This is a genomic window from Pseudomonas sp. NFPP02, assembly GCF_900119355.1.
Classification (GTDB): domain Bacteria; phylum Pseudomonadota; class Gammaproteobacteria; order Pseudomonadales; family Pseudomonadaceae; genus Aquipseudomonas; species Aquipseudomonas paracarnis.
In genome coordinates this window covers 218,715-232,455 of the sequence record NZ_FPJI01000005.1, presented here as the reverse complement: position 1 = coordinate 232,455, position 13,741 = coordinate 218,715, and the positions used below count along the sequence as shown (strand labels likewise).

14 protein-coding genes are annotated in these 13,741 nt (G+C 61.3%); 6 read left to right on the top strand and 8 right to left on the bottom strand.

The genetic code is table 11. The features are described 5' to 3' along the window. Positions 1-11 precede the first annotated feature (11 nt). Entirely contained in the window at positions 12-704 is a 693-nt protein-coding gene (ung, locus tag BT204_RS11220; protein ID WP_020301023.1) for a uracil-DNA glycosylase, read from the top strand. Positions 705-733: 29 nt separating this feature from the next. On the opposite strand, the gene BT204_RS11215 is transcribed toward ung, so the two are convergent. From BT204_RS11215 to BT204_RS11195, 5 genes are all read right to left on the bottom strand, one after another. Next, positions 734-1,771: an AbrB family transcriptional regulator gene (locus tag BT204_RS11215; RefSeq protein ID WP_072446829.1), complete on the bottom strand. Its 1,038-nt coding sequence runs from the start codon at positions 1,769-1,771 to the stop codon at positions 734-736. Continuing rightward, positions 1,764-3,278 carry a tripartite tricarboxylate transporter permease gene (locus BT204_RS11210; RefSeq protein WP_003189428.1) on the bottom strand — a complete coding sequence of 505 codons (1,515 nt, stop codon included), beginning with the start codon at positions 3,276-3,278 and terminating at the stop codon, positions 1,764-1,766. Before BT204_RS11210 ends, BT204_RS11215 begins: the two co-directional genes overlap by 8 nt. 1 nt (position 3,279) lies before the next feature. Further along, positions 3,280-3,738 (bottom strand): tripartite tricarboxylate transporter TctB family protein, encoded by a 459-nt coding sequence (locus BT204_RS11205; RefSeq protein ID WP_003189430.1) that lies wholly within the window; start codon positions 3,736-3,738, stop codon positions 3,280-3,282. Positions 3,739-3,885: 147 nt separating this feature from the next. Beyond that, entirely contained in the window at positions 3,886-4,875 is a 990-nt protein-coding gene (locus tag BT204_RS11200) for a Bug family tripartite tricarboxylate transporter substrate binding protein (protein WP_161793218.1), read from the bottom strand. A 28-nt stretch (positions 4,876-4,903) separates the two neighbouring features. Continuing rightward, positions 4,904-6,196: an OprD family porin gene (locus BT204_RS11195; RefSeq protein WP_054897614.1), complete on the bottom strand. Its 1,293-nt coding sequence runs from the start codon at positions 6,194-6,196 to the stop codon at positions 4,904-4,906. A 235-nt stretch (positions 6,197-6,431) separates the two neighbouring features. Here BT204_RS11195 and BT204_RS11190 point away from each other — a divergent pair, with 235 nt between their 5' ends. Further along, entirely contained in the window at positions 6,432-7,103 is a 672-nt protein-coding gene (locus BT204_RS11190) for a response regulator (RefSeq protein WP_014717358.1), read from the top strand. Then, positions 7,096-8,481, top strand: coding sequence for a sensor histidine kinase (locus tag BT204_RS11185; RefSeq protein ID WP_054897613.1), 1,386 nt, complete (start codon positions 7,096-7,098; stop codon positions 8,479-8,481). Before BT204_RS11190 ends, BT204_RS11185 begins: the two co-directional genes overlap by 8 nt. Here BT204_RS11185 and BT204_RS11180 read toward each other — a convergent pair whose 3' ends face one another. Continuing rightward, on the bottom strand, positions 8,482-9,303 hold the full coding sequence (locus BT204_RS11180) for an HDOD domain-containing protein (protein ID WP_034126564.1): 822 nt from the start codon (positions 9,301-9,303) through the stop codon (positions 8,482-8,484). It lies immediately after the preceding gene. Positions 9,304-9,338: 35 nt separating this feature from the next. After that, a complete protein-coding gene (locus tag BT204_RS11175) occupies positions 9,339-10,280 on the bottom strand; it encodes a CAF17-like 4Fe-4S cluster assembly/insertion protein YgfZ (RefSeq protein ID WP_057975661.1) in 942 nt (313 codons plus the stop codon). Positions 10,281-10,420: 140 nt separating this feature from the next. Between BT204_RS11175 and BT204_RS11170 the strand changes: the two genes are divergently transcribed. Together BT204_RS11170 and BT204_RS11165 are read left to right on the top strand one after the other, a co-directional pair. Then, positions 10,421-10,675 (top strand): FAD assembly factor SdhE, encoded by a 255-nt coding sequence (locus BT204_RS11170; protein WP_003189444.1) that lies wholly within the window; start codon positions 10,421-10,423, stop codon positions 10,673-10,675. Continuing rightward, entirely contained in the window at positions 10,659-11,105 is a 447-nt protein-coding gene (locus BT204_RS11165; RefSeq protein WP_072446827.1) for a protein YgfX, read from the top strand. Before BT204_RS11170 ends, BT204_RS11165 begins: the two co-directional genes overlap by 17 nt. On the opposite strand, the gene nadB is transcribed toward BT204_RS11165, so the two are convergent. Continuing rightward, entirely contained in the window at positions 11,074-12,690 is a 1,617-nt protein-coding gene (gene nadB, locus BT204_RS11160; RefSeq protein WP_054897610.1) for an L-aspartate oxidase, read from the bottom strand. The two genes, BT204_RS11165 and nadB, sit on opposite strands and share 32 nt — an antisense overlap. Positions 12,691-13,150: 460 nt before the next feature. Here nadB and rpoE point away from each other — a divergent pair, with 460 nt between their 5' ends. Further along, positions 13,151-13,732, top strand: a complete 582-nt coding sequence (gene rpoE / locus BT204_RS11155) for an RNA polymerase sigma factor RpoE/AlgU (RefSeq protein ID WP_003172477.1) — start codon at positions 13,151-13,153, stop codon at positions 13,730-13,732. The last annotated feature ends 9 nt before the right edge of the window (positions 13,733-13,741 follow it).

The window sequence follows — 13,741 nt, the reverse complement described above, 5'->3', positions numbered from 1 at the left end:
ACAATTCAACTATGACCGATGGCGACCGTATCAAACTCGAACCCAGCTGGAAACACGCCCTGCGGGAGGAGTTCGAGAAGCCCTACATGGCGCAATTGCGCGAGTTTCTGCGCCAGGAACATGCCGCTGGCAAAGAGATCTACCCCCCCGGCCCATTGATTTTCAACGCGCTCAACTCAACGCCGCTGGACAAGGTCAAGGTCGTGATTCTCGGACAAGACCCGTACCACGGCCCTGGCCAGGCCCACGGCTTGTGCTTCTCGGTACAACCGGGCGTGCCGGCACCGCCGTCGCTGGTCAATATCTATAAAGAGCTCAAGCGCGACCTGAACATCGACATCCCCAACCACGGCTACCTGCAAAGCTGGGCCGACCAGGGCGTGCTGATGCTCAACACCACCATGACCGTGGAGCGCGCCAACGCCAACGCCCATGCCGGCAAGGGCTGGCAGTTCTTCACCGATCGGATTATCGAGGTAGTCAGCGAGCATCAGCCTCACCTGGTGTTCCTCCTGTGGGGCGCCCATGCTCAGAGCAAGCAGAAGCTCATCGACGCCACCAAGCATCTGGTGCTGACCTCGGTGCATCCGTCGCCGTTGTCGGCGTATCGCGGGTTTCTGGGCTGCGGGCATTTCAGCCGGGCCAACAAGTTTCTCGAGCAGAATGGCGAGGCCCCCATCGAGTGGCGTTTGCCACCGGTGTGAGGCCTGGCACATTCAACATGTGGGAGGTTTTAGCGGGGGGCTGGCTGACGGTTCCAGTGCCGAAACAAAGGCTCGGCCAAAAACAGCACGAACAACAAGCGCATCACCTGCATCGCCGTCACCAAGGGCACCGACAGCTGCAGGGTTTCAGCTGTCAGGCTCATTTCAGCGATACCGCCTGGCATCATGCCCAGGGTCAGTGATCGCAGGTCGAGGTGAGTGAGGGCGCTCAAGCCCACCGCCGCTAACGTCGCCAGCAGCATGGTCAATGCCGTGCCAATCAAGGTGCGGCCCATGAACGATGGCGCGCGACGGAAGAACTGCCGATTGAAGTGGCAGCCCAAACCGCTGCCGATCAACCATTGGCCGATCTGACTGCCGCCGTCGGGCAGGCCGATGTGTAAATCCCAGGTCACACTGGCGATCGCGCTCACCAGCAATGGCCCGAACAGCCAAGGGTTGGGTTGGCGCAAGCGTTGCCAGCCCCAGGCAACCAGCGCACCCACCGGAAACAGCACGGCCAGCCACGCCCAGTCCACGGGCGCCGGATGGAACTGCGGCGCGCCGCCTCCGAGCAAATATTTGAAGATCGCTGGCACGCACAGCACCACCACCAGCACCCGCAGACTTTGCCCGGCCGCAACCCGGCTGAGCACCGCGCCATTGCGGGCGCCGAGGTTGACCATCTCCCCGGAACCGCCCGGCATGCTGGAGAAAAACGCCGTGGCGCGGTCTTCACCGCTGCGGCGCATCAACCACACGCCCACCACGCTCGACAAGCTGGTGACCAGTGCACCGAAGAAAATCAGGCCGAAGTGGCTCATCACCTGCTCGATCACCACCGGGGTGAAGTGCAGGCCGATGCCGATGCCCACCACCCATTGGCCGCATTTGCGCCCGCCGGGAATCTCTGCCAATTGCCAGGGCGTCAGGCAGCGCACCAGGATGATCGCCAGCAACGAGCCGACCATGTACGGCAAAGGCCAGCCGACCAGGCTGGCCAGGTAACCGCCGGCCAGGCCGACCAGCGGTGTTCCCCACCAATGTTTAAAGGTGACCTCAGACATCGGCCAGGGCACGACGCTGTTGCACGCGTTTACGCCAGATACGCAGCAGCGGTACAAGCAGCATGATTGCGGTCAGCACCCAGACGCCAAAGGTGATCGGGCTCGACCACAGGATTTCCAGCGCACCGTTGGAGATCGACAGCGCACGGCGCAGGTTCTGCTCCATCAGGCCGCCGAGGATAAAGCCCAGCAGCAGCGGTGACAGCGGGAAGTCCAGCTTGCGCAGGATGTAGCCGAAGATGCCGATTGCGATCATCAGGAACAGATCGAAGGTGGTGGCATGCACGGCGTACACGCCAATCGCGGTAATGATGGCGATCACCGGCACCAGCGCCCAGTTCGGCACGGCGAGGATACGGGTGAAGATGCGGATCATCGGGATGTTGAGCACGACCAGCATGATGTTGGCAATGAACAACGAGGCGATCAGGCCCCAGACAATGTCCGGTTGCTGTTGGAACAGCAGTGGGCCGGGGGTGATGTTGTACAGCGATAGGGCGCCGATCATCACCGCCGTGGTGCCCGAGCCAGGAACGCCGAGGGTCAGCATGGGTACCATGGCGCCGCAGACCGATGCGCCGATCGCGGTTTCTGGGGCGGCCAGGCCGCGCATGTCGCCCTGACCGAATTTGCCGCTGGCGCCTGCGATGCGTTTCTCGGTCATGTAGGCAACGGCCGAGGCCATGGTTGCACCAGCGCCCGGCAACACGCCGATGATAAAGCCCGACACGCCGCAACGAAGATTCACAGTGAGCACCGACAAGGCTTCCTTGGCGTTGAACATCATGCGCCCGGTGGCTTTCACTGCTTCCTGGCCACGGTGGGTTTTTTCCAGCAGCAGGAGAATCTCGCTGATGGAGAACAGGCCGAGCACCAGGACCACGAACTGGATACCGTCGGTCAGGTGAATATTATCGCCGGTAAAGCGGTACACACCGCTGTTGGCGTCGATGCCCACGCAAGAGAGGAACAAGCCGATCAGCGCGGCAACAAACGTCTTCAGCGGTTTGTCACCGGCCATGCCGCCCAGGCAGACAATCGCAAACACCATCAGGACGAAATATTCCGCCGGGCCGAACGCAATCGCCCACTTGGCCAGCAGCGGGGCGAACAGCACCATGCCGCAGGTGGCGATAAACGCGCCGATGAACGAACTCCAGGCCGACAATGACAGTGCCACGCCAGCCAGGCCTTTGCGGGCCATCGGGTAGCCGTCGAGGGTGGTCATGACGGTGGAGGCTTCGCCCGGGATGTTCAGCAGAATCGAACTGATGCGGCCGCCGTATTCGCAGCCCAGGTACACGGCTGCCAGCAGGATCAGCGCCGACTCTGGCGGCAAGCCCAGGGCGAAGGCGATGGGGATCAGCAGTGCCACGCCGTTGATCGGGCCCAGGCCCGGCAACAGGCCGACCACGGTGCCAATCAGGGTGCCGCACAACGCGGTCACCAGGTTATAGGGGCTCAGCGCAACGCCGAAACCCTGGCCCAAATAGCCAAAAGTATCCATATCAGTTCTCCAGAACGTCGAGCAGGCCGAGGGGCAACGGTACGTCCATGGTTTTATCGAACAGCAGATAAAGACCGACGCTCATCAAGGTGATGATCACCACGCTGGGCAACCAGCGGCCGCCGTACAGCCGTGCCATCGGAATACCGATCAGCATGCTGCTGAGAATGAAACCCAAGGATTCGAATGTGCCTGCAAACACCAGCAGCAGGGCCACACAGATGCCGATCTTGATCAACGTGGGTTGATCCAGCGCGGGTTCATCGTCAGTGTGTTTGGTCGCCTGCGGGCGAATCATCATGTAGATGAGCGCCAGGCCCATCAGCCCGAGCAACAGCAGGGGGAAGGCTCTTGGCCCTACGGGTTCGTAGGAAAAAGCCGCCTGATACGGCCAGGCCATCAGCGCGAGGCCGATACAGGCCAGCAATAGCACGGCAGCGAAAATGCGTTGTAAGAGCATAGAAAACTCCAAGGCCCCTCTTGTAGGAGCGAGCTTGCTCGCGAAAAACGTCAACGATAACGCGTGCTCTCTGGACGCACGTGGATGTCCTTGGGTTCTTCGCGAGCACGCTCGCTCCTACAGGGGCATTACACAAAAGAGGGGCGATTACTGGATCAGGCCGAACTCTTTGGCCAGCACTTTGTAGTCAGCCACCTGTTTCTTCACGTAGGTGTCCAGCTCCTGGCCCGTCATGGCGAACGGGAACAGCTCGCGCTGGTCACGCAGCTTGGCGAACTCCTCGGAAGCCAGCAGTTTGTCGAAGGCGTCTTTCCACCAGGCGTAGTCGGCATCGCTGACCTTTGGCCCCAGGTAGAAGCCACGCACCACCGGCCAGACGATGTCGTAGCCTTGCTCTTTGGCGGTCGGGATATCCTTCATTTCCGGCTCATCCAGGCGTTGCTCGGAGAACACCGCCAGCAGGCGCATATCGCCGCTCTGGATATGCGGCATGGAGTCGGAGATGTCGGTACTGCCCACCTGGATATGCCCCCCCAGCAGAGCCGTAGCGATTTCACCGCCACCCTCAAGGGCGACGTAACGCAGTTCGCGCGGGTTGATCCCGGCGGCCTTGGCGATCAGCGCGGTTTGCATCCAGTCCTGGCTGCCGACGGTGCCGCCGGAGCCGATCACCACGCTGCCCGGGTCTTTCTTCAGGGCTTTGACCAGGTCATCAAGGGTCTTGTAGGGCGAGTCGCTTTTCACCGCGATGGCGCCATAGCTGGTGCCCACTGCCGCCAACCAGCGCACGGCGCTTTCATCAAAACGGCCGAACTTGCCCTGGGCCAGGTTCAGCAGCGAACCGCTCGACCAGGCAACCAACGTGCCCGCATCCGCAGGGCGCTGGGCGACGACCGCGTTGTAGGCTACCGCGCCCACGCCGCCTGGCATGTAGGTCACACGCATCGGCTTGGTCAGCAGCTTTTGGTTCACCAGCGCGCTTTGCGCCAGTTTGCAAGTCAGGTCAAAACCGCCGCCTGGGGAGGCCGGGGCGATGCATTCCGGACGCTTGGGTTCGTCGGCGGCCAGCAGTTGGCCGGCGAACAGCATGCAGCCAGCGGCGAGGGCAAATTTACGCAGTGAAAGGGTCATGGTGATCTCCATCGTTTTTGTTATGAGGGGGTTACTACCAAAGTGCGACGCTGTAGCTGACCAGCAAGCGCATTTCATCTGCGTCACGGGCCGAATAGTTGGAACGATAGGTGGCGTTACGCAGGCGCACGGCCACATCTTTGAACGTGCCGCTTTGCACCACGTATTTGATCTCGCTGTTGCGTTCCCACTCCTTGCCGGTCTCGCCGTTCTTGAGCTTGATGTTGTCACCCGAGAGGTAACGGCTCATGAAACTCAAGCCAGGAATGCCCAGCTTGGCAAAGTCGTAGTCGTAGCGTGCCTGCCAGGAGCGTTCTTCGGCGCCGGCAAAATCGTTGATCTGCACGAAGTTGACCAGGTACGGGTCGCTGCCATCCACATACGGGAAGGCGCTGTCGCCGGACATGTGCTGGTAGCCGGCGCTGAGCTTATGGCCATTGAGGGCATAGCTGAACAAGCCGTTGAGGGACGTGTTGTCGATATTGCCGCCGCGGGCCGAGCCGGTGTCATCGCTGATTGCCAGTCGCAGGTCGGCGGCGAAAGTGCCAGGGCCCATCGGGCGTGAGGCGACCATGCCGAGGAAGTGTTGGCGATACACGTCGTCGAGTTGGGCGAAGTGGTAGCTGCCGGTGATCTTGTCGGCGAACTTGTAGTCGACGCCGCCGAAGTTGAAGTGCTTGCCGGTGGCACCGCTGAGGAAGCGGCTGTTCTTGTTATTGAGCGCGATGTCTTCGTAGTTGGTGTCGTCGCGGTCCTTGGCTTTGTCCAGGCGACCACCAGTGAATACCAGGTTCTTGAGTTCCTTGGAGGTGATCAAGCCACCGTTGAAGGTCTGCGGCAGGATGCGCCCGTCGTTGGGCTTGAGGATCGGCAGTTCGGGGATCAGCGAGCCGATCTTCAGCTCGGTGGCGGAGATTTTCACTTTACCGGTCAGGCCCAGCTTGGAGTACTCGTTGGCGGCGCGGCCGTCATCGTGGGTCGGCAGCAGGCCGGTGCCGGTGCGGTCGGGGCTGGAGTCGAGCTTGACGCCGAGCATGCCCAGCGCATCCACGCCAAAGCCGACGGTGCCGTCGGTGTAGCCCGATTGCACGTTGAGCATGAAGCCCTGGGCCCATTCGTCGCGCTTGGATTGCTGGGCACTGGTACCGTCGCGAAAGTCGCGGTTGAAGTACATGTTGCGGGTTTCCAGGGTCGCGCTACTGTCTTCGAAGAAGGCAGCCTGGCTGAGCGGCGAAAAGCCGGCAAGGGCAGCGGCACTGGCGAGGGCGGTGTGGGTCAGGCGGGAAGAACGAACAGGCGGGCAAGCCTGTGGCTGGGTCGACAGCATCGTGGTGTACTCCGTTATTGTTCTTATTCTGGCGAAAACGCTTCGAGGCGTTTTTCGGGCGCTACGGGTCAGGCAACTCGGCGGGCATAGACCACCGTGGTTGGATGCTAAAGGGCGAAGCTTTCACTAACCTTTCAATCGCCTTTCAATGTTTTCGGGCTTCACAGGCCAGGTTGCGGCTGTAAACTGCCGGGTAAAGCGTGGCGTCGACCACCCCTGAACGAGGTAGAAATCCATGCGTGTCCTCCTGGTTGAAGACCATTTGCAGCTCGCCGAAAGCGTGGCCCAAGCGCTCAAGAGCATGGGTTTGACCGTTGATGTGTTGCATGACGGCGTGGCGGCGGACCTGGCCTTGAGCAGCGAGGAATACGCCGCGGTGATCCTGGACGTAGGGTTGCCGCGCCTGGATGGTTTCGAGGTGCTCGCACGTTTGCGGGCACGTGGAAAAAACCTGCCGGTGCTGATGCTGACTGCTCGCAGTGATGTAAAAGACCGCGTGCACGGCCTGAACCTGGGCGCCGATGACTACCTGGCCAAACCGTTTGAACTCACGGAACTCGAAGCACGGGTCAAGGCACTGTTGCGGCGCAGCGTGCTGGGCGGCGAGCGTCAGCAAACCTGCGGTGTGCTGGTGTACGACCTCGACACCCGGCGCTTCACGGTCGCAGGCGAGCTGATGACCTTGACCTCCCGAGAACAAGCGGTGCTCGAAGCGTTGATCGCCCGGCCGGGGCGCGTGATGAGCAAGGAACAATTGGCGTCCCAGGTATTCGGCCTGGACGAGGAGGCCAGCCCCGACGCCATCGAAATCTACGTGCATCGCCTGCGCAAGAAGCTCGATGGCCAACCCATCGCCATCGTCACCTTCCGGGGCCTTGGCTATTTGCTGGAAGCCCGTGATGCATAAGCCCAGCAGCCTGCGCTGGCGCTTGCTGTGCAACCTTGCGTTATTGCTGGTGTTGTTGATGCTCGCCAGCGGCATGAGCGCTTATTGGAACGGTCGCGAAGCCGCCGACACCGCTTATGACCGCACGCTGCTGGCCTCGGCACGCACCATTGCCGCCGGCTTGACCCAGGTGGACGGCACCCTCAGCGCCAATGTGCCCTATGTGGCCTTGGACACTTTTGCCTACGACAGTGCCGGGCGCATTTATTACCAAGTCAATGATATTGATCAGAAACTGATTTCCGGTTACGAAAACCTGCCTGGCCCGCCGCCCGGCACGCCCCGCACCGACGATTATCCAGCCTTGGCGCGGTTCTATAACGCCATGTACCTGGGCCAGCATGTTCGCGTGGTGAGCCTGCTCAAGGCCGTCTCGGAACCGAACATGAACGGCATGGCCGAAATTCGTGTTGCGGAGACCGACGAAGCCCGGGTGGCCATGGCCCGCAGCCTGATGGCCGATACACTGCTGCGTCTGGGCATGCTCGCCATCGGTGCGTTATTGCTGGTGTGGTTCGCGGTGAGCGCCGCACTGCGCCCGCTGGAACGCCTGCGTACGGCGGTGGAAGAGCGCCAGCCTGATGACCTGCGGCCTCTGCCATTAGTGGAAGTTCAGGATGAGTTCGGCCCACTGGTGCGCTCGCTCAACCATTTCACCGAACGTTTGCGCGGGCAGTTCGAGCGCCAGGCGCAGTTTATTGCCGACGCTGCCCACGAGCTGCGCACACCCCTGGCGGCGCTCAAGGCAAGGCTGGAACTGGGCCTGCGTGCCGAAGAACCGGCCACCTGGCGCAGCACCCTGGAAACGGCCGCCCAGGGCACCGACCGCCTGACGCACCTGGCGAATCAATTGTTGTCCCTGGCCCGCATCGAAAACGGTGCCCGCGCCATTGCCGAAGGCGGTGCGCAACTGCTCGATTTAAGCCAATTGGCCCGTGAGCTCGGTATGGCCATGGCGCCGCTGGCCCATGCGCGGGGCGTGGCCCTGGCGCTGGAGGCCGACGAGCCGGTATGGCTGCGCGGCGAACCAACGCTGTTGAATGAGCTGCTGAGCAACCTGGTGGATAACGCCTTGGCCCATACCCCGCCCGGCGGCAACGTCATTCTGCGAGTGAAGGCCCCAGCGGTGCTGGAAGTCGAGGATGACGGCCCAGGCATCCCACTGGATGAGCGGGACCGGGTGTTCGAACGCTTTTATCGACGCAGCCAGCAGGGCATGGGGTCGGGCTTGGGGCTTGCGATTGTCGGGGAGATTTGCCGTGCGCACCTGGCGCAGATCAGCCTGCATGATGGCGAGCTGGCGGGGCTAAAGGTACGCGTGAGTTTTATCGCGGGTTGATCAGTAAAACATCGAGCGCGCTTCGTCCAGTTCACTGCGCAGGGCGTCGCTGTGCAGGTCTATGCGCAACTTCATGAGGGCCGGCAAGGCGGTAATCGGCACGGTTCCCAGAGGGTGGTCGGTGCCGCGGTGGCAGTACAGCGCGGCGACCTGCACCAGGTCGACGTAGTCCAGGCTTGCAGAGTCGCGTGTCAGGTCAAGGTATTGGCCCGGCACGTTCACCAGCATCTCAGGGAAGTCCCAGACCCGCAGCAGCTTGTCCCCCAGCACCGGGTGGATGCTGTCGATGACGTGGTTGAGGCTGACAGGGTCGGCCAGCAGCTCATAGTGATCCTCGGCATACGTGAGGATCGGCAGCACGCCGATCTGATGCACCAGGCCACCCAGCGCCGCCTGGTCTGGCTTGAGCTGGCTGTGGCGACGGCACAAGGCGTAGCTCACGCCCGCCACCTCCAGGCTGCGGCGCCACACGTCGCGCATTTTCTGTTCGACCACCTCTGAGCGGGCGTGGAAGATCTGCTCCATCACCAGGCCGATAGCCAGGTTGCTGCTGTAGTTGGTACCGAGCCGGGTGATGGCGGTGTGCAGGTCGGTGACTTCCTGGCTGGCCCGTAGCAGCGGGCTGTTGACCACTTTGATCAGGCGCGCCGACAGGGCCGTGTCACGACTGATCACTTTGCTCAGGTGGCTGATGCTGATGTCCGGGTCTTCGGCGGCCTGGCGAATTTTCAGGGCCACCTCCGGCAATGTCGGCAGAACCAGGTCATCGTTGTCGATGGCCGTTACCAACGCTTGTTGGACTTTTTCCGCCAGCTTGTTCATTCATGCTCTCTAGGGTGCTGCAAAAAGTACGGCGATTAACGCTGGATCTCGCGGTCACGGTCCAGTTGGTAGGGTAGGTCAAGCAGATTCAAGCCCGGGCCCTCGAGGGTGCCCAAGCGCACGTCGCCACTGTCGGCAGCTTCGGCTTGCAGCACGGCGAGAAGTTCAATCGACTGGTCGGCTTTTGCTGCGATGACCACTTCGCCGATCGCGCTGTTATGGCTCGGGGAAAATAACGGAGTGCCTGGCTCGGGAAGCTCGTTGGCCTCCAGGCTCAGGCGATACAGGCGCCGCTTGAGTTTGCCCAGGTACTGCATGCGCGCGACGATTTCCTGGCCGGTGTAGCAGCCTTTCTTGAAGCTGACGCCGCCCACAGCCTGCAGGTTGAGCATCTGCGGAATGAACAGCTCGCGCGTCTGGGGCATCACCTGGCCGATACCGGCACGGATCTGGCCAAGCAACCAGGCATTCAAGTCAGCCTGTTGCAACTGCGCGGCCAATTGGCTGCGCACGGCGTCGGCGTGTTCGGCAGGTACCCAGAGTTCGGCCCGGCCCGGGGAAACGCGGACGGCAATCGATGCCTCGTTGCGCGCCACGCTATCGGTCTCGACCGGCAGCGCGAGGCCCAGGGCGCTCAGGGCCGCGTCTGCGTTCGCCAGGCCGAAGCGCGCCCAGGCAGCGCTTTCGTCGGTGAGCTTGGATTTGGAGAACACCGCGTACTTTTTCAAATCCGCCAACTGCGGCTCAAGCAACTCGGTGGCCATGGCCAGGAGCACGCCATCACCCTGCAGCAGGATGCGGAAGCTCGACTGCATCCGGCCTTTTTGCGTGCAGCGCGCGCCCAGGCTGGCCTGGGTATCACTCAGGTAATTGAGGTTGCAGGTCAGTTGGCCCTGCAGGAACTTGGCAGCATCAGAGCCGCGGACGGCGAGAACGCCTTCGTGGGACAGGGAGCAGAAAAAAGCGGAGTCAGCCATGGGTCATCGCAGGTCAAAAAGTCATGGGTGCATCATAGAGGGGCGTCCGGCAAATGCATAGTTTCCATATAGGGCGACCAAAGCCGACTGTTCCAGTGTCGTCGGGGCTGTATACTTGCGCTCTATTTTAGGAGGGCTCCATGGTCGAAGATGTAGAAATCAATCGCCTCTACTGGCACAGCCGTCGCGGTATGCTGGAGCTGGATGTGTTGCTGGTGCCTTTCACCAAAGAGGTATACGCGACGCTCAATCAGGTGGACCGCGACCTCTACGTCAGGTTGCTCGAGTGCGAAGACCAGGACATGTTTGGCTGGTTCATGGAGCGCGCCGAATCCGAAGACCCGGAGCTGCAGCGCATGGTTCGGATGATCCTGGATCGTGTCCAGCCCAAATAATCGTTTCGAATGCCGCTGGCAGGCCTCGCGGCTGTTGCTGGCGGCCTATGTGCTTGCCCAACTGGTCGCGCTGGGCAGCCTGCTGGTTCTAAACCTGCCTTACTCAAGCCTGGGCATCCTGCTATGTCTGGCTCATTGTGCCTGGGTATTGCCGCGGCAAATCCTGCTCACTCACCGTTCGTCGATTCGTGGCCTGCGCCGTGACGACGATGGTTGGCAATTATGGAGCGCCGCACGCGGGTGGCACCCAGTGCAGCTGCGGCCCGACAGCCTGGCGTTGCCGCTGATCGTGGTGTTGCGTTACCGAGTGCAGGGTGAACGGCGAGTGCGGTCCATCTGCGTGCCAAAGGATGCGCAGGCCACCGATGTGCATCGGCGCCTGCGGGTACGCCTGAAGTTCAGCCGCCGTAGGTGGTTGGCACCAGGATAGTGTCCCGGGCTTCGGGCAGCATCTGTGGGTAGTCGAGGGTGTAATGCAGGCCGCGGCTTTCCTTGCGCTCCATGGCGGACCGGATCATCAGCTCGGCCACTTGGGCCAGGTTGCGCAACTCGATCAGGTCGCGGCTGACCTTATAGTTGCTATAGAACTCGTCGATCTCATCCAGCAGCAAGCGCACCCGATGTTGCGCCCGTTGCAGGCGTTTGTTGGTGCGCACGATGCCCACATAGTCCCACATGAAGCGCCGCAGCTCGTCCCAGTTGTGGGCGATGATCACATCCTCGTCCGAATCGGTGACCTGGCTCGCGTCCCAGCGGGGCAGGGCGGCCGGTACCGGGATGCGCGGCAGTTGCTCAAGAATGTCCGCTGCCGCCGAGCGCGCATACACGAAGCATTCAAGCAATGAATTGCTGGCCATGCGGTTAGCGCCGTGCAGGCCGGTGAAGCTGGTTTCGCCGATGGCATACAGGCCCGGCACGTCGGTGCGGCCATGCTGATCGACCATCACGCCACCGCAGGTGTAGTGCGCGGCCGGTACCACGGGGATCGGGCCCTTGGTGATGTCGATGTTGAAGGTCAGGCAGCGTTCGTAGACGGTCGGGAAGTGGGTCTTGATGAAGGCTTCGGGCTTGTGGCTGATGTCCAGGTACACGCAGTCGATACCCAGGCGCTTCATTTCGTGGTCGATGGCGCGGGCGACGATATCGCGTGGTGCCAGCTCGGCGCGTGGGTCGAAGCGCTGCATGAAGCGTTCGCCATTGGGCAGCTTCAAATGTGCGCCTTCGCCGCGCAGGGCTTCGGTGATCAGGAAGCTCTTGGCCTGCGGGTGGTACAGGCACGTGGGGTGGAATTGGTTGAACTCCAGGTTGGCGACCCGGCAGCCCGAGCGCCAGGCCATCGCAATGCCGTCGCCGCAGGCACCGTCGGGGTTGCTGGTATAGAGGTAGACCTTGGCGGCGCCGCCCGAGGCGAGAATGGTGAAGCGTGCGCCATAGGTATCGACTTCACCGCTGGTGCGGTTGAGTACGTAGGCGCCCAGGCAGCGTTCGCCCGGCAGGCCCAGGCGTTTTTCGGTGATCAGGTCGACGGCGACGCGCTGCTCCAGCAATTGGATATTTGGACGTTGGCGGGCCTGGTCGAGCAGGGTCTTGAAAATCGCGGCCCCGGTGGCATCGGCAGCGTGAATGATTCGGCGATGGCTGTGGCCGCCTTCACGGGTCAGGTGGAACTCAAAGCCACCGTCGTCGCTGCCGGCATGTTCATCGCGGGTGAAAGGCACACCTTGGTCGATCAACCATTGGATGGCTTCCCGGCTGTGCTCGACGGTGAAGCGCACGGCGTCTTCGTTGCACAGGCCCCCGCCGGCGTTAAGGGTGTCTTCGACGTGGGATTGCACGGTGTCGGTGTCATCCAGCACCGCAGCAACACCGCCCTGGGCCCAGAAGGTCGAGCCGTTGGCCAGGTCGCCTTTGCTCAAAACCGCTATACGCAAATGGCTGGGCAGGGTCAGGGCCAGGCTCAAGCCGGCGGCGCCGCTGCCGATTACGAGGACATCGTGTTGAAACTGTTGGCTCATTTGACGGATTCCGCAAAAAGCGATCCAAAGGGGGGCGCAAACAGTACGCCTGGATCGGCGAATCAAAGGGTCACACGGGCCACTAGTATATAGAGGGGTGGAGCGGCACAATAGCCACGCCTTCGTGGCATTGTGAGATTATGCTGCGCAGCTTTGGGAAACGGCCGGTTAGCGGGACGGGAACTTTTTGCATAAGCCCCGACTCAATAGCAGGTTGCCCGAAAGCTGGGAAAACGTTGAGTTTATTGGCCCGTCGGGAGCATTGGACGCGTCACGAAACCGGCGACAAGATTATTCGCGCAGCCGGCACCGACCGTGCTGCGTTTTTCGTGTGTGCCAAATCAGTGCATGCCGGAAACTTGCTTGAAGGGGGAGAACTTTTGCGAAAAGCCCGAGTCTATGTTTGCAAGCCTGATCGTTTAGTTATGCAAGCCTCCTTCAAGTACAACGAGGAGTGTTCATGCTAACCCAGGAAGAGGATCAGCAGCTGGTCGAGCGCGTACAGCGCGGTGATAAGCGAGCATTTGATCTGCTAGTGCTGAAATACCAGCACAAAATTCTCGGGTTGATCGTGCGGTTTGTGCACGACACCCATGAAGCGCAGGACGTTGCGCAGGAAGCCTTTATCAAGGCTTACCGTGCACTTGGAAATTTCCGCGGTGACAGTGCGTTTTACACGTGGCTATACCGCATCGCCATCAACACGGCGAAAAACTATCTGGTGTCACGCGGTCGCCGCCCACCAGACAGTGATGTCAGTTCAGAAGATGCTGAATTCTACGATGGTGATCACGGCCTAAAAGATCTCGAGTCGCCGGAGCGTGCATTGCTGCGCGACGAGATCGAAGGAACCGTCCATCGCACTATTCAGCAACTGCCAGAAGATTTGCGTACGGCGTTAACTTTACGTGAATTCGATGGTCTGAGTTACGAAGACATTGCGAGCGTCATGCAATGTCCGGTGGGGACTGTGAGGTCGCGGATTTTCCGGGCCCGAGAAGCCATCGACAAAGCCTTGCAACCGTTGTTGCAGGAAAACTAAAGACAGCGG